At 61.5% G+C, this 23,079-nt stretch carries 23 protein-coding genes; 4 read left to right on the forward strand and 19 right to left on the reverse strand.

Annotated elements, in window-relative coordinates; translation table 11 throughout:
- The coding region (locus PK789_RS07680) for a thiamine pyrophosphate-binding protein (protein ID WP_503011923.1) at nt 1-907 on the reverse strand (907 nt) is incomplete at its 3' end.
- Nucleotides 908-1,175: 268 nt separating this feature from the next.
- Between PK789_RS07680 and PK789_RS07685 the strand changes: the two genes are divergently transcribed.
- Nucleotides 1,176-1,421: a FitA-like ribbon-helix-helix domain-containing protein gene (locus PK789_RS07685; protein ID WP_324308188.1), complete on the forward strand. Its 246-nt coding sequence runs from the start codon at nt 1,176-1,178 to the stop codon at nt 1,419-1,421.
- A complete protein-coding gene (locus PK789_RS07690) occupies nt 1,418-1,810 on the forward strand; it encodes a type II toxin-antitoxin system VapC family toxin (protein ID WP_324308189.1) in 393 nt (130 codons plus the stop codon). Before PK789_RS07685 ends, PK789_RS07690 begins: the two co-directional genes overlap by 4 nt.
- A gap of 13 nt (nt 1,811-1,823) precedes the next feature.
- On the opposite strand, the gene PK789_RS07695 is transcribed toward PK789_RS07690, so the two are convergent.
- The 12 genes from PK789_RS07695 to PK789_RS07750 form a co-directional block, all read right to left on the reverse strand.
- Nucleotides 1,824-3,155, reverse strand: a complete 1,332-nt coding sequence (locus PK789_RS07695; RefSeq protein WP_503011926.1) for a dicarboxylate/amino acid:cation symporter — start codon at nt 3,153-3,155, stop codon at nt 1,824-1,826.
- Nucleotides 3,156-3,225: 70 nt separating this feature from the next.
- Nucleotides 3,226-4,800 carry a BatD family protein gene (locus PK789_RS07700; protein WP_324308191.1) on the reverse strand — a complete coding sequence of 525 codons (1,575 nt, stop codon included), beginning with the start codon at nt 4,798-4,800 and terminating at the stop codon, nt 3,226-3,228.
- A gap of 35 nt (nt 4,801-4,835) precedes the next feature.
- Nucleotides 4,836-6,641, reverse strand: a complete 1,806-nt coding sequence (locus PK789_RS07705) for a VWA domain-containing protein (protein WP_324308192.1) — start codon at nt 6,639-6,641, stop codon at nt 4,836-4,838.
- Nucleotides 6,638-7,636, reverse strand: a complete 999-nt coding sequence (locus PK789_RS07710; RefSeq protein ID WP_503011927.1) for a vWA domain-containing protein — start codon at nt 7,634-7,636, stop codon at nt 6,638-6,640. Before PK789_RS07710 ends, PK789_RS07705 begins: the two co-directional genes overlap by 4 nt.
- 8 nt (nt 7,637-7,644) lie before the next feature.
- Nucleotides 7,645-8,121, reverse strand: coding sequence for a DUF4381 domain-containing protein (locus PK789_RS07715; protein ID WP_503011924.1), 477 nt, complete (start codon nt 8,119-8,121; stop codon nt 7,645-7,647).
- The gene (locus PK789_RS07720; protein ID WP_324308194.1) at nt 8,118-9,020 is read right to left on the reverse strand and encodes a DUF58 domain-containing protein; all 903 of its coding nucleotides are present in this window, start codon (nt 9,018-9,020) and stop codon (nt 8,118-8,120) included. Before PK789_RS07720 ends, PK789_RS07715 begins: the two co-directional genes overlap by 4 nt.
- 12 nt (nt 9,021-9,032) lie before the next feature.
- Nucleotides 9,033-10,025, reverse strand: a complete 993-nt coding sequence (locus tag PK789_RS07725; protein WP_288967957.1) for an AAA family ATPase — start codon at nt 10,023-10,025, stop codon at nt 9,033-9,035.
- 163 nt (nt 10,026-10,188) lie between these two features.
- Nucleotides 10,189-12,312, reverse strand: coding sequence for a type IV pilus secretin PilQ (locus PK789_RS07730; RefSeq protein ID WP_324308195.1), 2,124 nt, complete (start codon nt 12,310-12,312; stop codon nt 10,189-10,191).
- A gap of 15 nt (nt 12,313-12,327) precedes the next feature.
- Nucleotides 12,328-12,840: a pilus assembly protein PilP gene (locus PK789_RS07735; RefSeq protein ID WP_503011925.1), complete on the reverse strand. Its 513-nt coding sequence runs from the start codon at nt 12,838-12,840 to the stop codon at nt 12,328-12,330.
- 8 nt (nt 12,841-12,848) lie between these two features.
- Nucleotides 12,849-13,541, reverse strand: coding sequence for a type IV pilus inner membrane component PilO (locus tag PK789_RS07740; protein ID WP_324308196.1), 693 nt, complete (start codon nt 13,539-13,541; stop codon nt 12,849-12,851).
- On the reverse strand, nt 13,538-14,269 hold the full coding sequence (locus PK789_RS07745; RefSeq protein ID WP_324308197.1) for a PilN domain-containing protein: 732 nt from the start codon (nt 14,267-14,269) through the stop codon (nt 13,538-13,540). Before PK789_RS07745 ends, PK789_RS07740 begins: the two co-directional genes overlap by 4 nt.
- Complete coding sequence (locus PK789_RS07750; protein ID WP_324308198.1) at nt 14,269-15,327, reverse strand: pilus assembly protein PilM; 1,059 nt, start codon at nt 15,325-15,327, stop codon at nt 14,269-14,271. Before PK789_RS07750 ends, PK789_RS07745 begins: the two co-directional genes overlap by 1 nt.
- A gap of 240 nt (nt 15,328-15,567) precedes the next feature.
- Here PK789_RS07750 and PK789_RS07755 point away from each other — a divergent pair, with 240 nt between their 5' ends.
- The gene (locus tag PK789_RS07755; protein ID WP_324308199.1) at nt 15,568-18,087 is read left to right on the forward strand and encodes a penicillin-binding protein 1A; all 2,520 of its coding nucleotides are present in this window, start codon (nt 15,568-15,570) and stop codon (nt 18,085-18,087) included.
- 83 nt (nt 18,088-18,170) lie between these two features.
- The gene (locus tag PK789_RS07760; protein WP_324308200.1) at nt 18,171-18,872 is read left to right on the forward strand and encodes a C-type lectin-like domain-containing protein; all 702 of its coding nucleotides are present in this window, start codon (nt 18,171-18,173) and stop codon (nt 18,870-18,872) included.
- 86 nt (nt 18,873-18,958) lie between these two features.
- On the opposite strand, the gene PK789_RS07765 is transcribed toward PK789_RS07760, so the two are convergent.
- The 6 genes from PK789_RS07765 to PK789_RS07790 form a co-directional block, all read right to left on the reverse strand.
- Nucleotides 18,959-20,248, reverse strand: a complete 1,290-nt coding sequence (locus PK789_RS07765; RefSeq protein ID WP_324308201.1) for a citrate synthase — start codon at nt 20,246-20,248, stop codon at nt 18,959-18,961.
- Nucleotides 20,249-20,433: 185 nt separating this feature from the next.
- Nucleotides 20,434-20,676, reverse strand: coding sequence for a type B 50S ribosomal protein L31 (locus PK789_RS07770; protein WP_324308202.1), 243 nt, complete (start codon nt 20,674-20,676; stop codon nt 20,434-20,436).
- 81 nt (nt 20,677-20,757) lie between these two features.
- Complete coding sequence (locus tag PK789_RS07775; RefSeq protein WP_324308203.1) at nt 20,758-21,705, reverse strand: nucleoside hydrolase; 948 nt, start codon at nt 21,703-21,705, stop codon at nt 20,758-20,760.
- Nucleotides 21,706-21,758: 53 nt separating this feature from the next.
- Nucleotides 21,759-22,280 (reverse strand): protein tyrosine phosphatase family protein, encoded by a 522-nt coding sequence (locus tag PK789_RS07780; RefSeq protein ID WP_324308204.1) that lies wholly within the window; start codon nt 22,278-22,280, stop codon nt 21,759-21,761.
- Entirely contained in the window at nt 22,277-22,636 is a 360-nt protein-coding gene (locus tag PK789_RS07785) for a carboxymuconolactone decarboxylase family protein (RefSeq protein ID WP_324308205.1), read from the reverse strand. The genes PK789_RS07780 and PK789_RS07785 overlap by 4 nt, the downstream gene beginning before the upstream one ends.
- A 15-nt stretch (nt 22,637-22,651) precedes the next feature.
- A partial coding sequence (locus tag PK789_RS07790; protein ID WP_324308206.1) for an efflux RND transporter permease subunit occupies nt 22,652-23,079 on the reverse strand: 428 nt, incomplete at its 5' end.

Here is a 23,079-nt window from a genome sequence, read left to right on the forward strand (position 1 = left end):
CGGCGCGGCCCGCACTGCGCCAGCCTGCATAGATGGCTTGCGGGATTTCAAATTCGCCGTACTTCCAACCCAAGGCGGCGCGGGTGGCGGCCACTTCATCCTTGCCCAGCGGCGCGCCGTGGCTGGATTCCTTGCCCGCTTTGGCGGGCGAACCAAAACCAATGGTGGTGCGGCAGCAAATCAGGGTGGGCTTGTCGGTGGATTTCAGCGCGGTCTCGATTGCGGTTTTGATTTCATGCGCATCGTGCCCGTCCACGCCGCGGATCACGTTCCAGCCATAGGCTTCAAACCGCTTGGGCGTATCGTCGGTGAACCAACCATCGGTGACACCATCAATACTGATTTTGTTGTCATCCCAGAATGCGATCAGCTTGTGCAGCCCCCAGGTGCCGGCCAGCGACGCCGCTTCGTGGCTGATGCCTTCCATCAGGCAGCCATCGCCCAGGAACGCCCAGGTGCGGTGATCGACAAGGGTGTGGCCATCGCGATTGAAATGCTGGGCCAATAATTTTTCACCCAAGGCGAAGCCCACGGCATTGGCAATGCCCTGCCCCAACGGGCCAGTGGTGGTTTCCACCCCTGGGCAGACGTGGTTTTCCGGGTGCCCGGCGGTCTTGCTGCCCAATTGGCGGAACGCCTTCAGATCGTCGATGGAGACGTCATACCCGGTCAGGTGCAGCAGCGCGTATTGCAACATCGAGCCGTGGCCATTGGACAGCACAAAACGGTCGCGGTCGGCCCAATGCGGGTTGCCCGGGTTGCACTTCAGATAATCATTCCACAGCACTTCGGCGATATCGGCCATACCCATCGGCATGCCCGGATGCCCGGAATTGGCCGCCTGCACGGCGTCGATAGCAAGGAAACGGATGGCGTTGGCAAGTTCGCGGCGGCTGGGCGCAGTCATGGCAAAAAGGCAAAGCGGAGGGAATGACTATTGTCCCATGTCTGGATGTGCGGATGCTGCCGTGCGCTCAGTCACCGTGCCGGGCCCAGAAATCGACAAGGGCGGCAACCCCCACGCGCAAACGCGGCAAACACCGATGCCGCCACCGCGTGGAAGGCGGCAGGCTGTGTGCATGCAAACCGCTACCACGCTCCCCGCTTCACACCTTACGGCTCGCAACGCAACCATAATGGTTGTATTTTGGTTGCACTCGATCGAAGGCACGCTCATGCCCACCACCTTGACGTTGAAAAACATCCCCGATGCGGTCTATGCGCAGCTCAAGGTCGCAGCAGCACTGCATCGGCGCAGCCTGAATAGCGAGGCGATTGTGTGCTTGGAGGCGGTGCTAACCCCCAGCACGCTTCCAGCGACTGCGCGTTTGGCGCGGGCGCGGGTCTTGCGGGCGGGCGTGCAAGCACGCCCGTTGGACGTGCGCAGTCTTGATGCCATGAAACGCGAGGGCCGTGCGTGATCGTGGTGGACACCAATGTGCTGGCCTACTTGTACCTGCCCGGGGAATTCACTGCGGCGGCGGAGCGGCTGTTAGAAAGTGACCCCGATTGGCACGCCCCCCTGCTCTGGCGCAGTGAATTTCGCAATATTTTGGCCGGTTGTATCCGCCGCGGCATGCTGGATGTTGTGCAGGCGCTGGCTATTCAACGCGAAGCCGAGTCGCTCCTTGACGCAACCGAACACCTGCCCGACTCACAGCACGTGTTGGAACTTGTGCGCGACAGCGATTGCTCAGCATATGACTGCGAGTTTGTTGCGCTGGCGGCAGCACTGGGCACGACGCTGGTCACGATGGACGGCAAATTGCTCAAGGCATTCCCAAGCATCGCCGCACCGCTGGCGCTCTGAACGACCACGGAACTCAGCGCACAATGTCGTCCAGTTTCTCCAGCGCCGTCGCATCCAAATCTTTTTCGCCGCTGCGATGCGCCACCACTACGGCGGTGGCCAAATCACCGGTGACGTTGAGGGAGGTGCGGCACATGTCGAGGAAGGTATTGACGCCGATGATGATGCCGATACCGGCAGGGTCAATGCCGATGATGCCGCAGATCATCGCGATCACCGGCAGCGAACCCGATGGAATACCGGCGGTACCGATGCCGCCGAGGATGCACAACACCAGCACCATCAGCTGCTGGGTCAGTGGCAGATGCAGGCCATAGACCTGCGCCAAAAACAGCACGGTGATGCCTTCAAACAAGGCGGTGCCGTGGTGGTTGGCAGACGCGCCCACGGTCAGCACAAAGCGGCTGACTTTGCGCGGCAGCTTCAAATTGTCTTCGGCCACCCGCAAGGTCACCGGCAAGGTCGCGGTGGATGAGGCGGTGGCAAACGCGGTCAGCGTGGCCTCTTGGGTTTCACGAAAAAACACCCGTGCCGACATGCCGCCCATCAGCTTGACCCACAGCGGGATCACCACAAAGCCGTGGATGGCCAGCGCCAGCAGCACGGTGACAACAAACCAGATCAGGCTTTGGATGACATCAAAGCCCAACTGGAAGGTCAGGTTGAACATGAAGCAGGCCACCGCATACGGGGCCAGCTTGATGAACATGCCGATCAGGTGCATGCAGATCTCGAACAAGCCCTGCATGGCATTTTTGAACGCGTTGGTACCGGCGGTGGGCTTCATCACCAAGCCAATGCCAATCATCAACGCAAAAAAGACGATGCCGAGTTTTTGCTTGTCATCGCCCATCGCACCCACAATGTTGTGCGGCACGATATTGACCAACAGATCCATCAAGCGCAGCTCGTTGCCCTTGCTGACAATTTCGCCGGCCTTGAGCACATTACTGCTCATGGTTTTTTGTACCAAGGCCGGGTCCATGTGCAAGCCGGGCTGCAATACATTGACGCACAGCAGGCCGATGCCCACCGCCGCCGCAGTAACGACAGCGGTATAGGTCAAGGTCTTCCAGCCCAGCCGGCCCAATGCGGCGATATCGCCTAGCTCGGCCACGCCCAGCACCAGTGCCGAAAAAATCAGCGGCACCACCAGCATGAACAGCAAATTGAGGAAGATTTGCCCGAACGGTTTGCTGGCATAGTCAATGACACTGTGAATCCACGCCGCATCGAGTGCATACGCATGCCCGGCAAGGCCCAGCGCGGTACCCAACACGAAGCCGATCAGCACTTTGTAATGCAGCGGCATGCCCTTGGCAGGCGTGGATGGCGAAGACTCGATGGAATGCATGCGCTACTCGCGGGCCAAATCAGTGCGCCAGCTTAGCAAACACCACGGCGCATTCTGAACTTCATTCCGGATATAGCGCAGGCAGTAGGGATTGCGCCCGTTGCTGCGTCGGCTGCCACTGCGGGCCCGCTGCAAATGCTTGGCGCAGTGCGGCCAGCGTGGCCGCAGTCTCCTTGCCGCCCCAGCGCGCGGCCTGCAACTGGCGCACGGCGTCACGCTGGGCGGCGCTGGCCAAGTGCGCAAGGACGGCATCCAAATCCCCGTCTGGCTGGCCGGCCGCGTGGCACAAGGCCTGCGCGATCATCGCCAAATCAGCTTGTTGCAAGGCCTGCGGCAATTGTGGCGCAGCCGGGGTACTGGTAGATGGTGGTTGCGGATGCCGCGCGGCACGCCAGCGCCACACGCCGATCAGCAAGACCGGCACCAGGGCCAAGAACCACCACCCTCGAACGCCATCGCGTGCAGGTGTTGCTGGGGCCGGGGTGGCGGGCGCATGGGACCGCAGCACCGGACGTGTTGCTGTCGGCTTCGCGTTGCCCGGTGAGCCAGCGGCGGCGGCCACGTGCAGCGCCAGTGGCGGCAAACTTGCGCTGCGTGCCCGCCCTTGCACGGCATCCCACCATGCGATGTGTGGGCCAGCAATCACCACGTCGCCAGCTTGCGCGGGCAGCAGTGCAAATTTGCGCCGCACCCATGTGCGTGGGCGGCCTTCGACGAATTGCTCCTCCACCTGCGGCGGCTCGGCGAACACTTGCACAGCGGCGGGCGCGTCCAAAGTGATTGCCGGCACCTGTGCAGCGGTGGCACCGTCGGCCAGCAGCTCGATCACCACATTCACGGCCTGTCCGCTGACGGCGGACTTGGGTTGTTCCAGATAGCGCAAGGTCAGCGCGTGCAACGGCAACCACGGCAGCGGCGCGTTGGCCGGAATCGGCTGCACCTGCAAGCGTTGCGCCGGTGCCGCTGCCGATAGCGGCCGGCGGTCGCCATCCATGCCTTGGTCGATGGTGCCGCCCGCAGCCACGCCATTGAGCCGCGCACCCGGCAGCACCAAACTGCCGCTGCGTTCGGGGATCAGCAGATAGCGCCGCTCGACCACATTGAAATGCCGGCCACCGATGTCGCGCGGGTAGGTGGCATCCTCGCCCACCCGCTGCACGCTGGCATTGGCGGGCGCGTCCAGATCCAGCTGCCCTGAAAGCAGCGGCACCGCGTAATGCAAGCGCACGGTCACGCCGACGGCTTGCTGCACATACGGCTGGGTGGCATCCACCACGGTTTCGACAAACACATCGCTGGTGGCAGTGGCCGGTTGCACCTGCGCCGGCATCACCTGTAATGACAACGGCGCGGTAAGTGCCGACCCCACCCGCAGCGCCGGCACCGTTAGCGTGCCCAATCCGCGTGGGCGCAGCCCGATGGCGAACACGCTGTTGCGCTGCATGCGCCCATCGCGCAACGCAATACGTTGCCGCATGTTGTGCCCACCAATTTCAAATTGACCTTGTAGCGGCGCGTCGTCGATCTGTTGGATGGCTTGGTCGGTTTCGATGGTGAGCACGACGGTTTCACCCGCGTGAATCTGCGTGCGATCCAGCCATGCACGCGTCTGCGCGAATGCGGGCGTTGCCAGCATCGCAAGCAGCAACCAGACGACCGCCCACCGCCGCTTCACGGCCCATCCCCGCGTCGGCGTTGCGCCTCTAACTGAAAGCGTGCACGCAGCAGGGCTCCGGGGTCATCGGGCACGCGCTGCAACCATGCTTGATTGGCAAGCCGCTGCTCACGCTGCTGGGGGGTTTCTGGGCGCGGCGATGCTGCCGCTGGCTGCGGCTTGCCCGCTTGCGCCGGTAGTTGCCGCAGGGCCTGCTGCATGCGCTGCCGTTGGGCGGCGTCGGCTTTTTGTTGTGCTTGTGGCGACTGCGCAGGCGGCGGTTGCGGCTGACCTTGTGCTGGCTGTTGCGAGGGCTGTTGCTGCGATGGTTGCGGTGCTGTTTTTTGCGATGGCTTGCCCTGTTCTTGCGGTTGCGGTTGCGGTTGCGGTTGCGGTTGCGATTGCTGTTGCGGCTGATGCTTCGATTGCGATTGCGATTGCTGCGGGGGTTGCTGCTGCTTGCGCCGGGCTTGCTCGACCACGCGCCGATTGAACTGCGCATCGGCCATCTTGGGCTGTTGCTGCAAGGCGCGGTCGTAGGCGGCGATGGCCTCGTCGTAGCGGCCTGCGCGGGCCAATGCATTGCCCAGATTGTATTGCCCGTCGGCATCGTGCAGCGCGGATAGTTGCGCAATCGCACCGGCGTAGTGCTGCTGGCGATAAGCCGCGATACCCGCTTGCATGCGCGCATACGCGGCTTGGTCGGCGCGCTGCCACCACGTCCCTATCGGTGCTGCGGCCGCAGGCTCTGGTGGTTGCCCGGATGGTTGCCCGCGTGTTTGCGTTTGCGCTTGAACCGACAGCGGCAACAAGGGCAGCCACAACCCGCATAGCAACACCACCACCAACGCACCACTACGGCGGAACAACGGCAGGCAAAACAGCAGCACCAGTGGTAGCAACCAAACCCCATCATCGCGCCAACTGGATAGGGTTTCGCCCGGCGCTGCGGCGGTGTCCTCCGTGGCTGGATCCAGCACCCCCAGCGCCCGCACATCGGCATCATCGGTGGTCATCGTGGCGTAACGCCCCCCCCCACTGCTGGCCAGCTTGCGCAGCGAAGTGGCATCCAAACGCGCCTGTTGCAAACCGTTGCCGGTATCGAACACGCCGCCATGTTCGCTGCCCAGCCCGATCACCGAAATGCGATACCCTGCCGCGCGTGCCTGCTGGGCGGCCGCCATGTCTTGGGCGTCGGCGTGATCGGTGAGCAGCACGATAGCGCCATGCTCGAACCCCGCCTGCCGCAGCAAGCGTTGCGACCATGCGATGGCACGGTCTGGCCGATGCCCATCCATCGGCATGACCTCTGGTGAAAGTGCATCCAAAAACAAGGCCACGTTGGCGGCATCCGTCGTCAGCGGTGCCACTGTGTAGGCATCCTCGGCAAACGCCACCAAGGCCACCTGCCCGCCGGCACGCGCGCGCAGCAAACGGGCCAGTTTGACCCGTGCCTGCACCAGCCGGTCGGGCGGCAGATCGCGCGCGCGGGTTGCGCTGGAAAGATCCAGCGCCAGCACCAGTGGCGCGCGCGCTTGCCACAATGGGCGGATGTCCTTGCGCAGACTGGGGCCGGCCAGTGCCAGCACCGAAAACACCAAGCCGCACAACCCCAACATGCCCGCCCATGCGCGTCGCGATGTTGCACCGGTGGGTTCCAGCAAATGCGGAAGCAGGTGCGCATCCACCACATCGCGCCAGGCACTTGATTGCCGCACGCGCTTGCGCTGCCACCACCACAACGCCGGCACCAGCAGCAGCGCCAGCAGCCACCACGGGCGCAGAAAGTGCAGTTGCGCAACGTCGCTCAGCCACGTGCTCATGCGCGATACCTGCGTAATAGCAGCGCGCACAGGCCCAAGGTGAGGGCGGCGGCCAGTGGCCACGGATACTGTTCAATCATCGGCCGCACCGCTTGGCCCTGCCGTTGCACGGGCTCTAGCTTGTCGATTTCGGCATAGATGCCGGCCAACTGCGTGGTATCGCGGGCACGGAAAAATTTGCCGCCGGTCAGGCTGGCGATGCGCGCAAGACCTGCCTCATCGACATCATCATCACCGCCACCCATCGGCAAGCGAAAGCCAAACATCGACAGCGCATTACCATCGCCGCCAAATGCGATGGTGTGAATGCGCACACCGGCATCCTTGGCGATTTGTGCCGCTTTTTGCGGCTCCAACGTGCCGGCGGTATTGACCCCATCGGTCAATAAAATCAGCACTTTTTGTGGATTGGCTTGTTGTTGCAAACGCTTGGTGGCCAGCGCAATTGCATCGCCGATGGCGGTGCCGCGCCCGGCCAGACCCACCACACTGGCTTGCAATTGTTGGCGCACGCTGGCGTGGTCGGTGGTCAGCGGGGTCAGCGCAAATGCGCGGTCACCAAACACGATCAGGCCGATGCGGTCGCCCTCACGGCGCTCCAAAAAATCGGCCAACACCGCTTTGATGGCGGTCAGCCGATCCACTGCCTGCCCGCCCAGTGTCATGTCCTGCTCCCCCATGCTGCCGGACAAGTCCACGGCCAGCATCACATCGCGCCCGGCTTGCGGCGGTGCAACTGGTGGCCCTAATTGCTGCGGGCGTGCCGTCGCAATACAAAGCAAACACCACGCCACCCACGCCAGCCATGGAAATTTGCGCGCATGTGCCGGCCCAGCACTGCCGGCTGCGACCTGCTGCACTCGCGCTGCCCACGGCACCCGCAATGCCGGCTGTTGGTGGTCATTACTGGGCGGCAGCCAGCGCACCAGCCAAGGCAACACCCCCGCCAGCAGCCACCACGGCCAAGCAAAGCGATCCACCGCCAACCAATGCAACAACTCACTCATGCGCCCTGCATCCATTGCAGGTAGCGGCGTCGCGCGTGTTCGCGCAGGGCGGCCACGGCATGCGCATCGACAGTGGGCCGAAACGCACCATCGCGCAGCAACGCGCCGGGGCCGTGCATAAACACCGGCTGGGCGAGCCCTGCATCAAGAAATTGCAGCCACGCATCGCCGTCCAACCGGTCCGCCATCGGGTCGATGCGTCGTGCCGCCCGCCGCAACAGCTCTGATATCGCCGCCACTTGCGCAGCTGGCGTGGCCGCTTGTGTGACTGCATTATCGAAATAATGCGTTAGTGCATGCATGCGTTCTTGCTGCCTGCGCCGCCGCTGCCAAAGCCACGCTGCCAACACGATCAAGAGCAGCACCCCCGCCAGCAGCAGCCACCAACCCATGGCCGGCGGCCACCACGACGGCGCTACGCCTACGTGCATGTCTTTGAGCGGCAATGAATTTTGCGGCAGTGGCGGCGTCATCGTGCCCTCCTTGCCGGGGTGCGCGCCAATAACGGCAGCCACGCATCGCTGGGATCGTCGGTGGACAAGGCCATCACTCGCGCACCCTGCCGCTGCAACTGTGCCAATGCGGTTTCGATGGGGGTTTCAAATGCCGCGCGCCAGCGTTGGCGTACGCCGGCGGTGTCCAATGCCAGTTCGATCCGCCCCGCCTGCGCGAGCTGAAATGGCAGCCGAGCCTCTGGTGGCCTGCGCTCCAGCGGGTCGGTCAGCAGCAGCACCACCAGCTCATGGTGCTGCGCCAAAGCGGGCCACAGGGCCGCAGGCACTGCCGGCAAACTGACAGGGTCGGCCAGTACCAACAGCCGCGAACCCGGGCGCAGCAAGCGTTGCGCGTGCTGCAACGCATTCGCAAGCCCGGCATCCTCGGCGGGCGCTTGCGTGTACCAGCGCACCAGCGCGTCGAGCACCCGCAACGCACCGCCCTGGCCAGACGCCGGAGCGATCGGTGGTTCTTTCACCGCGCCGCGCAAGGCCGCGATGCGGTCACCATCGCGCACCGCCAGCCATGCCGCCAATGCGCCGGCACGTGCGGCTTGCACGGATTTAAAGCGAGTACGGGTGCCGAAATACAACGCGGGCGCGGTATCGGCAACGATCAGACTCAGGCGTTCGCGTTCGGCCTGAAACAGCTTGGTGTGCGCCTTGCCGCTGCGCGCGGTCAGCCGCCAGTCGATATGGCGGGCATCATCGCCCAGCGCGTATTCACGCGACTCGGCGTACTCCATGCCGCGCCCGCGCTGATTGGACAACGCATGCCCGTGAACACCATGACTACCGCGCCGCGCCGCGCGTCGGCCCAACACCTGCGCGCGCAGGGCAATCAGCTCGGCAAGTGCGGGAACCACGCCGTTATCCATGGTGATGCCAACTCAAGGCAGCGGCACCCGCCGCAATAATTCGCCCACCAGTTGTTCGCCATCCCAACCTTCGGCGGTGGCTTCAAAGCTGGGCAGCACACGGTGCCGCAACACATCCACGGCCACCGCACGCACGTCTTCCGGGGTGACAAACTCGCGGCCACCCAGCCATGCACGCGCACGCGCACAACGCTCCAGCGCGATCGAGCCGCGCGGGCTGGCACCCCAAGCGATGCGCCGCGCCAATGCCGGGTCGTAGCGGGCGGGGTCACGCGAGGCCAGTACCAGCTCGATCAGATAGCGCTCCAGCGCCGGGGCCATGTGCAAATCCAGCACCGCCTGACGCGCCGCAAATACATCCGCCTGGCTAATGCGCAAGCCAGAATGCGACTGCACTTGCAGTGCATCACGTGCACGCGCGCGCGCCAACCGCAGGATTTCGGCTTCGGCATCGGCTTGCGGGTAGCCAATCCGCACATACATCAAAAAGCGATCCAACTGCGCTTCGGGCAGCGGAAACGTGCCTTCTTGCTCAATCGGGTTTTGCGTGGCCATCACCATGAACAAGGGTGGCAGTGGATAGGTCTGCCGCCCCACCGTGACCTGCCGCTCGCCCATCGCTTCCAGCAGGGCCGACTGCACCTTGGCCGGTGCACGGTTGATCTCATCGGCCAATAAAATGGAATGAAAAATCGGCCCCGACTGAAACTGGAATTGCCCCTCCTGCGGCCGCCACACCTCAGTGCCGGTCAGATCGGCCGGCAACAGGTCAGGTGTGAATTGCACCCGCGCAAAATCCGCATCCAGCCGGGATGCCAGCGCGCGAATGGCCGAGGTTTTAGCCAACCCCGGCGCGCCTTCCACCAGCAGGTGGCCATCGGCCAACAAGGCGATCAGCAGACGTTCGATCAGGGCCGCTTGCCCCACGATTTCAGCGGTCAGCTCTTCGCGCAGATGTTGGAATACGCCATGCAGGCGGCTGGTACTGGAAACGGGGGTGTCCATCGAAGCTCCGAAAGGTTGCAGCCAATACGACCGCGCCAAGGCGGAAAGGTTCGCCGCGGTGCCTGCCAAACCGTCAACACCGCCCACCGGCATCTCATCACACCTGCGCAAACGACAACGGGAGCCTTGCGGCTCCCGTTGCACCTTGCATCACTTGCGGCAATCAGCGCTGGCTGACGCGCATCACTTTGGGCGTCACAAAAATCAGCAGCTCGGCCTTGCTCTTGCTGCGATTCTTGTTACGGAACAGATTGCCCAGCAGTGGGATGTCCCCAAGGAAGGGCACCTTGGACAATTGGGTGGTGTCGCTGAATTCATACACACCACCAATCACCACCGTTTGGCCGTCATCCACCAACACTGCGGTGTTGACCTCGCGCTTGGCGATCTGCGGCACCGAGCCAAAGGCGCCCAAACTCACCATCCCGTCCAGCTCATCTTTCTTCACACCCATATTCAAGAACACACGACCATCATTGGTGATGGTGGGGGTGACCTTCAATTCCAACAGGGCTTCTTTGAACTGCACGGTGGGCACATTGCCGCCCTGACCACCCGAGACCGTGAGGTAGCCAATTTCCTTGCCTTGGCGGATCACCGCTTCCTTCTGGTTGCTGGTCACGATACGCGGGTTGGAAATGACTTCACCACGGCCTTGAGTCTGAATTGCGGACAGCTCGACGTCCAATAAATACCCGGCATTGAGAATAGACAAGGCCAATGAGCCCGGGCTTGTCCCACTAAGCGCAGCCGGCAAATTGGTCATCAAGCCACGGGTAATGGTGTTGGTCAGGAACTTGGCAGTCTCCAGCGTAGGCTGTGTCGGTGGGGTTGGTGCTGCCGTAGTGGGATCACCCTTTGCCTGCCATGCTGCCAAATTATTCTGGTACGCCTTTGTATCCGACTGATACTGGTTCAATATCTTGCTATTTGCAGCATTGACACGTGCAATTTCATTGCGATTTGCCAGATCGGTACTGACAATTGATTGATTATTCGTGGTGTTTGTTTCCAAATTTCCACTGAAATAGGCATTATCACGATTGCCACTGATACCAAATCGCGCACCCAGTTCGCGTGCCACGTTTTCATTAGCAATCACGATACGGGCCTCGATCACCACCTGATCCACCGGCTTGTCGAGTTGTTGCACCAGCTTCTTGATGCTGTCAACGCGCTTGGGAATATCCACCACCAGCAAGGTATTGGTGCGCTTGTCGAAGCTCAAACTACCGCGACCCGATAAGAAGCCACGGTCTTGGCCATTTTGACCACCCTGTGTACCGCCACCACCGCCACCACCGCCTTGGTTGCCCTTGCTCTCTTCGGTTAGCAGCTTGGCAATGTCTTCGGCATTGGCGTAGTTGATCGGGATGTATTCGGTCACTTTTTCCGAACGTTCTTCCAAGTTGATGCGTGCATCTTCCTTGGCCTGTTCGAAATCGGCGATTTCCTTCTGCGGGGCCACCCACACCACGTTGCCATTGCGACGCTTGTCGAGCGACTTGGCTTGCAGCACCAAATCCAGTGCCTGATCCCACGGCACATTGATCAGGCGCAGAGTGACATTGCCCTGCACATTGTCGGCCGCAACGATATTGAGACCGGACTCTTCCGCGATCAACTGCAGAACAGTGCGTACCGGCACGTCCTGGAAGTTGAAGGTAACGGCTTTACCGCTATAACGTGCGCTGGCATCGCTGCTGGCGGCATTGGCCTTGACTGCGCCCATCGCCGGTGTTTTACCCGTTGCGTTGGAAACGCTGGCCGCTGCCGCACGCGGCACGATTTCGACAATGTACTCATTGCCGCTTTGATAGGCCATTGACTCGAAATTGCCCTGCGTGCCCAGTACCAGCTGCGTCCCCGAGCTGGTGGCATGCGCTTCGATACGCTGCACCGGGGTGGCAAAATCGGTGACGTTCATCGGTCGTTGCAAGGCCGCAGGCAGCTGCGCATTGCCAACGTCGATAACAACGTTCGAGCCATTATTGCGCAGGTCTGGGGCTGCCCCATTGCCTGAAAATTTCAGGATCAATTTGCCGGAACCGCCATCACCGCGTTTGAAATCAATCGCGGAAACAGAAACGGCATCCGGCGTGCGCTTGGCAGGATCGGCCAAGGCACCCGTGGCAGATTGGCCCATGCCTACGGCAATGGCGGTGGTGGACGCTTGCGTTGCGCTTGCGCCGGCGGCGGTCAGGCCGACCAGAATCCCGGCGGCAAGAACTCCGAGTGGCAGAGAGCGCCGGATCGGCAGCGTGTGCGTGGCGTTGGTGACGGTCATCGGTTTATTCCCCAATCAATTGTCTTCGAGCGCCATCTTGGCGGGGCGTTCAAGCCAGCCGCCCGCGCCATCCGGAACTAGTTCGACCAGCTCAATCCGGTCTTCGTACACGGCGGTCACACGACCGTCGCTTTGCCCCATATAAGTGCCAGGTTGCACGCGGTAAGTCACCTTGTCGGGTGCCATCACCAGTGCCACCAAGCCCTTGCCGGAACCCAAGGTACCGACCATCTTCAGACCATCTAAAGCAAACATTTCCAGCGTTTGCTTGCGACGACCCGGATCCGGACGCGGCCCGTTGCCACCTTCGCCACTGAAGCTTTGGTCGAAGGGGTCACGCAGGTTTTGGGCGGTGTATTCAAATGTTTCGAACTGCTGCATCACCGGCAAGGGTTGCAGTGGCGGTGCAGGCTTGGCCTTGACTTCGGCAACCCACTTTTCCAGCTCGCCGCGACCACCGCCGCAAGCGGTCAGTGCGGCACAGAGCAGCAAAAGCAGCAGCCAAGGCAGGCGATTGGACAATGACATGCGCATGCTCACTTGCCCCCTTTCTTGTTATCAGCCGGCGCATCCTTGGCAGCTGCCTCGGATTCCGCCGATTCATCTTCATCCAAGTAGCGATAGGTCTTCACCGTACCGGCCAACTCCAAGGGTGTATTGGCACCAATGCGTGCATTGGGGTTGGTCTTGGCATTTTTAGGCTGTAGCGAGATGTCATGCATGGTCATGATGACCACACGCGGCAACGACGCCACCCCACTCACGAAGGCACCGAACTGGTGGTAGGTCCCCACCATGCGCAGCATGATGGGCTTTTCGGCGTAGAACTCTTGCTTCGTCTCAGGACCTGGCTGGAACAGGTCATTCTGGATGCCAGTTGCCAATGCCGTCTGTGAGATATCCACGATCAAGTCCGGCATTTCGGTCTTGCTGGGCAACTGTCGTAGCATTTGCTGCAACTGTTGTTCCATCTGCACCAATTGCTGCTTGAGGGGCTCCAGGTTGGCGGCTTTGCCTTGCTTGGTTTCGAACTCGGTCTTCAAGTCGGACTCTTGCGCCTCGAGTGACTTCAATTCGTCCTGCTTGCCTTTCACCATCACAAACCAAGCCAGCACCACGATCAGCAGCGCGACCAAGCCACAAAAAACCAGTTGGGCTTCACGTGGCCAACCACCGATATTGTTGAGTTGCAGATCGTTTAAATTGATTTTCTTTTTGGTCGTGCTCACGACTTGCTCCCTCCTGCGGCTGGTGCAGCAGCGGGCGCGGCCGGCTTATTGGCAGGTGTTGGTGCTGCAGGGGCCGGTGCCGCAGGGGCCGGTGCTGCAGCCGGTGCCGCTGGTGCCGCTGGGGTAGCCGCTGCTGGCGTAGTAGATGCACCCTCTGCACCCTTGGTCTTGCTGGGATCGGTCTTGCTGGGATCGGACAGCTTGACCTTCAGGGTGAACTCATACGGCAACCCCGGGTTACCTTCCTTGGCCTCGATGATATTGAGGTCAGGCTTGGACATCCAACCAGAGCTTTCCAGATTGCGCATATAGGTGGAGACCCGCGCATTGGACTGGGAGCGGCCACTCAAGGTCAGGATGTCGCCTTCCTGCTTGATCGCAGTCAGCGCAACCCCATCGGGAATGGTGCGTACCAAGGAGTCAAACAGATGCACCATCTGCGAGCGATTGGCCTGCAATTGCTCAATGACTTCCTTGCGCGCCAGCAACTTGGCCTTCTTTTGGTCAAGTGCTTCGATTTCCTTGATTTCACCATCGACCTTGGTGATCTCGCCGCGCAAGTAATCATTGCGCGCGTTTTGACTGGAAATGCGGCCGGTATAGAAGCTATAGATCAGGATGGAGAGCAGGATGCCAGCCAATACGGCCAGCCCCAACATCCCGACAAATTCCTTCTGCCGTGCTTTGCGGCGTTCTTCACGCCACGGAAGGAGATTGATCCGTGCCATCAGTCGAAGCTCCTGAGTGCGAGCCCGCAGGCGATCATGAGAGCGGGCGCGTCCTGAGCCAGCGCATGCGCTTGCACGCGCGGCCCCAAGGTCATTTGCGCCAGCGGATTGGCCATCACGCTCGGAACCCCAAGCTGTTCTTCTACCATTGCCGCGATCCCCGGGATCGACGCGCAGCCACCGGCCAGCACGATCTGATCCACCCGATTGAATTCGCTACCCGCATAGAAGAACTGCAAAAGCCGGCTAACCTGCTGCACCATTGCCTCTTTGAAGGGCTCCAGCACTTCGATCTCGTAGCTTTCCGGCAAGCCGCCTTGGCGCTTGGCCAAGCCAGCCTCTTCGTAGCTCAAACTGTAGCGGCGCATGACCTCATCGGTCAGCTGCTTGCCGCCAAACACGTTCTCGCGGGTGTAGATGCTGCGGCCACCGCGCAAGACATTCAGCGTGGTCATGGTTGCACCGACATCCACCAAGGCTACCAAGCCATCCCGCGGAACGTTGAGGGTGGACGCCATCAGCGCAAACGCGTTTTCGATGGCGAAGGCCTCGACATCAATCACCTTGGCAGTCAAGCCACCCAGTTCGAGTGCCGAGGCGCGCACCTCGACGTTCTCCGAGCGCGAGGCCGCCAACAGCACCTGCACCGACTCGGAATTGCCCGGTACTGCACCGATTACCTCGAAGTCCAGATTCACTTCCTCGACGGGATACGGAATGTAGTTGACCGCCTCGAGCTCAATCTGAGACTCCATTTCGTCTTCGTCGAGTGCCGCCGGCATGGTAATCACCTTGGTGATTACCGACGAGCCAGACACCGCCGCAGCCGCATGCTTGACCCGCGAGCCGGAACGCGCGACAGCGCGGCGGATCGCCTCGCCCACGGCCTCGACCTCGACCAGGTTCTTTTCAAGCACCGCATTCGGCGGCAGCGGCTCGACCGCATAGTGCTCGACACGGTAACGGTCGCCCGTTCGTGCAAGCTGCAACAGCTTGACCGCAGTCGAGCTGATATCCACGCCAATCAACGGCGGTTGTGTTTTTGTCCCCAAGCCCACGGCTTCTCCCCTTCCCACAGTCGCTTACGCGCACTAGGTGCTGTAGTACATGAATAACGGACTTTTTACCGCATGGCAAGCCAAACTTCAAAGCCTACCCGCCGAAAACCCCATTTTCCGTCCCGCTCGGTTCGATCAACGCATGCGCTGATCTGAACCGGCCACCCCCGTGGGCCGGTGATTGCCGGCGCGACATCATATACTCCGCGACCACGAATGCTGCAATCGGAATTTGCATCAATGCCTCGTTTTTTTCGTTTTCTGCGCTGGTTTTTGCTGCTCTCCGTCGCATTTTTCCTGATCGGTGCGCTGGTTTTGGGCGCAATGGTGTACGCCATCAACGCACGTTTGCCCGATGTGCAAAGCCTGCGTCACATCGAGCTGCAAGAGCCGATGTATGTGTATGCCCGCGATGGTCGTTTGATTGGTTTATTTGGCGAAATGCGGCGCTATCCGGTCGATATCACGAAGGTGCCAGCGCGCGTGAAGCAAGCATTTCTGGCGGCCGAAGATGCCAATTTCTACGAGCACAATGGCGTCGATTTCACGGGGATTGCGCGGGCGGTGTGGCTGCTTGCCAAGACCGGCGGGCAAGAGCGCGTGGCCGGCGGCTCCACCATCACCCAACAAGTGGCCAAACAGTTCTTTTTGAGCTCCGAATACAGCTTCAAGCGCAAATTTGCGGAAATGCTCCTCGCCATGAAGATGGAGCGCGAGCTGAGCAAGGACGAAATTTTTGAGTTGTACCTGAACAAAAGCTTCTTCGGCAATCGCGCGTATGGGGTGGCCGCTGCCGCCGAGTACTACTACGGCAAAACCCTGGATCAGCTGAACCTGGATGAAGCCGCCACGCTTGCCGGCATCCCCAAGTTCCCGTCCAGTGGCAACCCGATCAGCAACCCCGATCGCGCCCGAATCCGGCGTGACAATTACATTCTGCCGCGCATGGCAGAGCTCGGCTTTGCCAGCCGTGTCGAAGTCGATGCCGCACGCCAGGTACCCATGCACGCTGCGCCGCATGAGCGTCAGATCGAGGTATACGCCCCGTACGTGGCCGAAATGGTGCGCCAGCAAATGGTGGAACGCTATGGCGGCGACGTCCTCAACAAGGGCTACCACGTCACCACCACCATCGACCCAGTCCTGCAAGCGGCCGCCGATCGCGCGGTGGTGGATGGCTTACGGGTGTATGACCGCCGCCACGGCTGGCGCAAGCCCGAGAAAACCGTGCAGATCCCAGCGGGTGCCGACGACAAGGCGATTGGCCAGCTACTACATACGATCCCGGTGCAGGGCGGCCTTCTGCCTGCAGTGGTGACCGGTACTGACGGCGGCCAATTGCAGCTGGTGCTGGCCGATGGCAGCACGATGGCACTGTCGGGTAGCGCACTGGCGTGGACCGGCAAGCCGGCCGCCGCACTGGCGCAGCGTGGCGATGTGGTGCGCCTGCGCCACCTGCCCGCGGCGACCGGCAAGCCCGATGCCCCCGCGCAATGGGAGCTAGATCAGCTGCCACGGGCGCAGGTCGCCTTGGTCTCGCTAGACGCCGACAACGGTGCGCTGCGCGCCTTGGTGGGCGGCTATAGCTTTGCCGGCAACAAATTTAACCGTGCCACCCAAGCGCGCCGCCAGCCTGGTTCCAGCTTCAAACCGTTCCTGTACGCGGCGGCGATGGAGCGCGGCTTCAACCCCGCTTCCATCGTGTTGGACGCGCCGGTGGTGTTCAAAGATCGCAAGGGGCATGAATGGCGGCCACAAAATGACGGCGGCAATTTCGCCGGCCCCATGCGTCTACGTGAGGCACTGGTGCAGTCCCGCAACCTAGTTTCGGTGCGCCTGCTGGACACCATCGGGGTGGATTACGCACGCCGCTATATCAGTCATTTTGGGTTTGATGAAGCCAGTCTGCCGCCGAATTTGTCGATGTCGTTGGGCACCGCCTCTTTGACTCCAATGTCGGTAGCGCGCGGCTATACCGTGTTCGCCAATGGCGGATTTTTGACCACCCCGTGGGTGATCGATAGCGTGCGCGATCGTGCCGGCAAAGAAATTTTCAAGGAAAACCCGGCCACTGCCTGCCCAAGCTGTGCCGTAGCCGCCGTGGCCGGGCAAGCAGCCACGCCTGCACCCACCGGCAAGGTGGACGGCTTTGATCTGAGTTCGGGGGCCCCTGCCCCCACAGCAAATCCTGCCAAGCCGGCACCCGCTACGGCAGCGCAAACCAGCGCCAAACCCGCAAACATCGCCACTGCGATGCCACCGCAACAGATGGCCCCGCGCGCCATCGACCCGCGCGTGGCGTGGCAATTGGCCTCAATGATGCGGGATGTGGTCAAACGCGGCACCGCTACCGCCGCGCGGGTGCTGAACCGCGACGACGTGGGCGGCAAGACCGGCTCCACCAATGACCACCGCGATGCATGGTTCTCCGGTTTCGGCGGTCCCTACGTCACTACCGTTTGGGTGGGCCGGGATGACTTCCAGTCTCTGGGCTATCGTGAATACGGCGGGAAAGCCGCGCTGCCGATTTGGATCAACTACATGCAAGTGGCCCTGAAAGACCAGCCCTTGCGTCTGCCCGACCCCCCCGATGGCATGGTCAAGGTCAGTGTCAGCGCCAGCGGCCGGCTACTGCCGGGGGTGGAAGGCGGGATCACCGAGTGGGTGAAGGCCGAAGATTTGCAGCGGATGGAAGAAGACACCTTGGCCACGCCCGACAGCGAGGCGCAGCCGCCCGAGGAATCCTTCGACATTTTCTAAATTTCAGCATCGATGACAGCGACAAGGTGACGGCGTCCGGCCTGCTCGGGTACAGTCCGATGCAGGCCGCCGGGGACTTTGCGATGTCGAACACCTCGAACACCCGCCCACACAGCCCTCCCCACACGCACACACATGCGCACCCGCATGCACACCAGCATGCACAAACACGGGTGCGCGAACGCCGCCAACGGCTGGCCCATGAAGCCGCGCGACTAATGGCCGAGAACGGCATCCGCGACTATCACCAAGCCAAGCAGAAAGCGGCGCAACGGCTGGGGATCTTGGATGATGCCTCGCTGCCACGAAACCGTGAAATTGACGACGCATTGCGCGCTTATCAGCGCCTATTCCTAGGCGAACGCCAACAAGACGGACTGCGTTTGCGGCGCGCCGCGGCGCTGCGGGCGCTGCTGTTCTTCGAGTGTTTCGAACCGCGTTTGGTGGGCCCCGTACTTGAAGGTACCGCCGATGCCCACGCGCCCGTGACGCTGCATTTGCACAGTGATGACGCGGACGCCGTGCCACGTTGGCTGGATGAGCACGGAATCCCCGCGCAAGCGCGCAGCCGCCGCCTGCGGCTGGACCGTGAGCGCGAGGCCGACGTTCCCACTTGGCTATTTTGTGCCGAAGACCTGCGTTTTGATGCCACCGTCTTGCCCTTGGATGGCTTGCGGCAGGCACCGCTCTCGGGCATCGATGCCAAGCCGATGCGGCGCGCCTCGGCCACACAACTGCGGGCATTGCTGGCGGCGGATGAAATTGCCGATTACGAGCATCGCTAACACCGCAGGCACCGGCAGAGGGTTGCCCATGCCATCAACGAAAAACCCCGCATGGCGGGGTTTTCGTCAATGATTGGGAGTGCGGCTTAACGCTGGGCGATCCCCAGATAGTCGCGCTTGGGTGCGCCGGTATAGATCTGACGCGGACGCCCAATGCGGTTTTCTGGGTCGTTTTGCTGTTCCAGCCAGTGACTGACCCAACCTGCGGTGCGGGCAATGGCAAACATCACGGTGAACATTTCCACCGGAATGCCCAGCGCCTTGTAAATGATGCCGCTGTAGAAATCGACGTTCGGGTAAAGCTTGCGCTGCACGAAGTAGTCATCCTTCAGCGCCGCTTCTTCCAGCTTCATCGCCACATCCAGCAACGGATCGTTGACACCCAACTCGCCCAGCACCTTGTAGGTCATCTCGCGGATGATCTTGGCGCGCGGGTCGAAGTTCTTATAGACACGATGGCCAAAGCCCATCAAACGGAAGCCGGACTCTTTGTCTTTGGCCTTGTCCACTGCCGACTGCACGTTTTCCGGGCGGCCGATTTCACCCAGCATCTTCAACACTGCTTCGTTGGCACCGCCGTGCGCCGGGCCCCACAACGCGGCAACGCCTGCGGCAACGCTGACATACGGGTTGGCACCCGTGGAGCCGACCAGACGCACGGTGGAGGTGGATGCGTTTTGTTCGTGATCGGCGTGCAGAATGAACAGCAAATCCAGCGCCTTGGCTGCCACCGGGTTCAGCTCCAGCGGCTCGCTGGGCACTTCCATCATCATGTGCAGGAAGCGGGTGGTGTATTCCAGATTGTTGCGCGGATAGCGGATCGGCCAGCCGATCGAATAACGATGACACGCGGCGGCAATCGTCGGAATTTTGGCGATTAGGCGGATCGCGGCCAGACGGCGCTGCTCGGGGTCTTCGATATTCAGGTCGTTGTGGTAGAAACTGGCCAGCGAACCCAGCATGCCGGTCAACATCGCCATCGGGTGCGCGTCGTGGCGGAATCCGTACAGGAAGGTGCGGAACGCTTCGTGCATCATCGAGTGATGCGTCACCTCGTGCTCAAAACCCGATAGTTGCTGGGTATTGGGCAGTTCGCCGTGCATCAGCAGATAGGCCACTTCGGTGAAAGTGGATTTCTCAGCCAGTTGCTCGATGGGATAGCCGCGATACAGCAACACGCCAGCATCGCCATCAATGTAGGTAATCGCCGACTTGCAGCTGGCGGTGGCGCCAAATCCCGGGTCATAGGTGAAGCAGCCGGTTTCTTTGGGCAGTTTGGCAATGTCCACGCAGGGCTGGCCCAAAGTTGGGTGCAGCACCGGCATGGCAATCGACTTGTCACCTGCATTCACGGTGATCTGATCAAGGTTGGACACAAGAACCTCCAGTGGGGAGCGTGGCCACGGCCCAAAGGCCATGCGCCGGCGCATGGGGAATCCTGAATTATCGCATACGCCATTCCACGCTGGCATGGACAAAGGTCGTACGCTCGCCGATTCAGCACATCACCAAACAAAACGGCCGCCCAAAGGCGGCCGTTGCGGAAGCAGGTGTGAAACGCTTACTTCTGGTAGCGCTTACGGAACCGATCCACGCGACCACTGGTGTCCATGATCTTGTTTTGACCGGTGTAGAACGGATGCGAGGACGACGAGACTTCCACTTTGATCAGCGGATATTCATTGCCATCTTCCCATTTGGTCGTCTCTTTGCTGGAGAGCGTCGAACGGGTCAGGATCTTGAAGTCCGAGGTCACGTCCTGGAAGACGACGTCGCGGTATTCGGGATGGATGCCGGCTTTCATGATGCAAACTCTAAGAAGTGGAACGGATGGTGAGCCGCGCATTATAGACGTGTCATGGCGGGACGTGCAACTGCGGTGAATTCAGGCCTTGGCAGGGGCCGCCAATGCGGCCTCGATCATGGCCTCGAAGCGCGCCTGGTCATAGCGCATCAGGATCGCCACATTGTCCGCTGCGCCGGTTTGCCGGTTCCAATCGACAATCGTGGCCCCACGTGCGTGGGTGCCGGCGGTTTCCACCACCAACGGCCGCTCCCGCAGCTCCAGCGCACCCTCCGGCTGCAAGGCCAGCGCCATCGCCAGCGCGTCGGCGGCATGCCAGCGTTCGCCGCGCCCGGCCCGTGACCACGCCCGGGTGTGTGCGGAGATGCCGGCATAAAAGCGCGCCCGTGGGGAGTCCGCCGCCAGCCAGTGTTCGGCATCGTCATGCCGAAACCCATGCGCCAGCACCGCCTCCCAATCGGCCAATTCAATTTTTGGAAAGGCAGAAAACACGATATGCGCCGCTTCTGGATCGAAGGCGATATTGAACTCGGCCGCCGCGGTGATGTTGCCGTGCGCGGACACCGCCGCACCCATCACCACGCAGCGCGCAATTCGCGATGGCAGGCTGGGGTCGAGTTTGAGCGCCAACGCCAGATTGGTCAGCGGGCCCAGTGCCACCAGCAACAAGTTGCCGGCGTGTTCGTGCGACAGCCGCAAAATGGCCAGCGCCGCGTGTTCGGCCTCGGCTGTGCGCGTGGCCGGGGGATAGCCGGTATCGCCAAAGCCATCGCGGCCATGCACATAGGCGGCATCGCGCGCGGGGAACACCAAGGGCGCATCGGTACCGGCAAACACCGGCACATCCACGGCGCAGACTTCACACAATTTCAGCGCGTTGGCGACGGTGTGCGCAAGACCCACATTGCCGGCGGCAATGGTCAAGCCCACCACTTCATGCTGCGGGTCGTTGAAGGCCATCAGCAGAGCCAGCGCGTCGTCCACGCCGGGGTCGGTATCGATGAGTAGCGGAATGCGGGATGTGTTCATCGCTCGATTATGGCCGCAAATCCTGCCCGCAGCGATCGCCGCGTCAAGTGCGGTTATTCGCCGATCCCCAGCGCTTTTTTCAATACGGGTTCGATATGGGTGACACCCGCTTTGCGGCCCAATTCCAGAGCCGATTGCGCAGACGCACCATCGAAGTCTTTTTGCTCCAGCGCCAACAGCGCACCGGCGCGATTACCACTGGCGCAATGCACCAATACGCCGCCACCGTGTCTGGGGGCCAACGCCACATGCAACAGCCGCGCATTGGCATCGTTAATCCCTTCGCCACCGGCCACCGGGATTTCTAGATAGCGCAAGCCCGCCGCCTTGACCTCGGCGGCTTCGTTGCGGTCTTTCAGCTCACCCGGCGTGCGCAAATTGATGACGGTGCGGATGCCGTCGGCTTTGATCAAAGCCCAGTCGGATGCGGCCGGTTGCCCGGCGGTAAATAGCCCCGGCAATGGCTGCATCAGCGGGGTTTGCGTGCCGATGGCGGTGGTCATCGGCGCGTGTGCGCAGCTACTCACCAGTACGACCAGTGCTGCGCCACAGGCGATGCGATACAGCGTGTTCATGTACTGGCTCCAGGTGTTGGCGAAAGCTCATCATAGGCGCGCAGTGCTTCGGCGGCATAAATCATCGACGGCCCTGCGCCCATGTAAATGGCCATCGACAAGGTTTCCAGCACTTCTTCGCGGCTCGCCCCGGCCTTGATGGCGGCCTTGGCATGAAAGCCCACGCAGCCATCGCAACGCGCGGCGATGGCAATGCCAATCGCAATGAGCTCTTTGGTTTTGACATCCAACGCGCCGGGCTTGAGCGCTTCACGCGCAAGCAGCGAGAACCCACGCATCGGCTCTGGTGCACCTTCGCGCAACTTGCCGATAGCAGCGTTGAGATCGTCGATCAAATCAGGAAATGACTGACTCATGGCATGCTCCTTCCATCAGGAATTAGTGCGCAGTTCGCGCTGTTTAAGAACGTAATACAACAACGGGATCACCACCAGCGTGAGGACGGTGCTGACCAGAATGCCGAAGATCAGCGAGATCGCCAGCCCGTTGAAGATCGGGTCGTCGAGAATGAAGAACGCACCTAGCATCGCCGCTACACCCGTGAGAACGATAGGCTTGGCACGCACCGCGCAGGCATCGATCACCGCCTCCACCAACGGCACGCCACGCGCGGTTTCCTGCTGAATGAAATCCACCAGCAAGATGGAATTGCGCACGATGATGCCAGCCAGCGCGATCATCCCAATCATGCTGGTGGCGGTGAACTGTTTGCCCAGCAGTGCGTGCCCCGGCATCACGCCAATGACGGTCAGCGGAATGGGGGCCATGATCACCAGCGGCACCAAATAACTGCGGAACT

Origin of the sequence: Thermomonas sp., from assembly GCF_035369645.1 — a bacterium.
Taxonomy (GTDB): domain Bacteria; phylum Pseudomonadota; class Gammaproteobacteria; order Xanthomonadales; family Xanthomonadaceae; genus Thermomonas.

Bases quoted from the DNA above. Each gene is read 5' to 3' on its own strand.
- PK789_RS07705 (WP_324308192.1), bottom strand. From the start codon at position 6,641: ATGAGCACGTGGCTGAGCGACGTTGCGCAACTGCACTTTCTGCGCCCG.
- PK789_RS07785 (WP_324308205.1), bottom strand. From the start codon at position 22,636: ATGAGTCAGTCATTTCCTGATTTGATCGACGATCTCAACGCTGCTATC.
- PK789_RS07755 (WP_324308199.1), top strand. From the start codon at position 15,568: ATGCCTCGTTTTTTTCGTTTTCTGCGCTGGTTTTTGCTGCTCTCCGTC.
- PK789_RS07685 (WP_324308188.1), top strand. From the start codon at position 1,176: ATGCCCACCACCTTGACGTTGAAAAACATCCCCGATGCGGTCTATGCG.
- PK789_RS07735 (WP_503011925.1), bottom strand. From the start codon at position 12,840: ATGTCATTGTCCAATCGCCTGCCTTGGCTGCTGCTTTTGCTGCTCTGT.
- PK789_RS07770 (WP_324308202.1), bottom strand. From the start codon at position 20,676: ATGAAAGCCGGCATCCATCCCGAATACCGCGACGTCGTCTTCCAGGAC.
- PK789_RS07745 (WP_324308197.1), bottom strand. From the start codon at position 14,269: ATGGCACGGATCAATCTCCTTCCGTGGCGTGAAGAACGCCGCAAAGCA.
- PK789_RS07775 (WP_324308203.1), bottom strand. From the start codon at position 21,705: ATGAACACATCCCGCATTCCGCTACTCATCGATACCGACCCCGGCGTG.
- PK789_RS07720 (WP_324308194.1), bottom strand. From the start codon at position 9,020: ATGGATAACGGCGTGGTTCCCGCACTTGCCGAGCTGATTGCCCTGCGC.
- PK789_RS07730 (WP_324308195.1), bottom strand. From the start codon at position 12,312: ATGACCGTCACCAACGCCACGCACACGCTGCCGATCCGGCGCTCTCTG.
- PK789_RS07780 (WP_324308204.1), bottom strand. From the start codon at position 22,280: ATGAACACGCTGTATCGCATCGCCTGTGGCGCAGCACTGGTCGTACTG.
- PK789_RS07715 (WP_503011924.1), bottom strand. From the start codon at position 8,121: ATGACGCCGCCACTGCCGCAAAATTCATTGCCGCTCAAAGACATGCAC.
- PK789_RS07725 (WP_288967957.1), bottom strand. From the start codon at position 10,025: ATGGACACCCCCGTTTCCAGTACCAGCCGCCTGCATGGCGTATTCCAA.
- PK789_RS07700 (WP_324308191.1), bottom strand. From the start codon at position 4,800: ATGCTGGCAACGCCCGCATTCGCGCAGACGCGTGCATGGCTGGATCGC.
- PK789_RS07760 (WP_324308200.1), top strand. From the start codon at position 18,171: ATGTCGAACACCTCGAACACCCGCCCACACAGCCCTCCCCACACGCAC.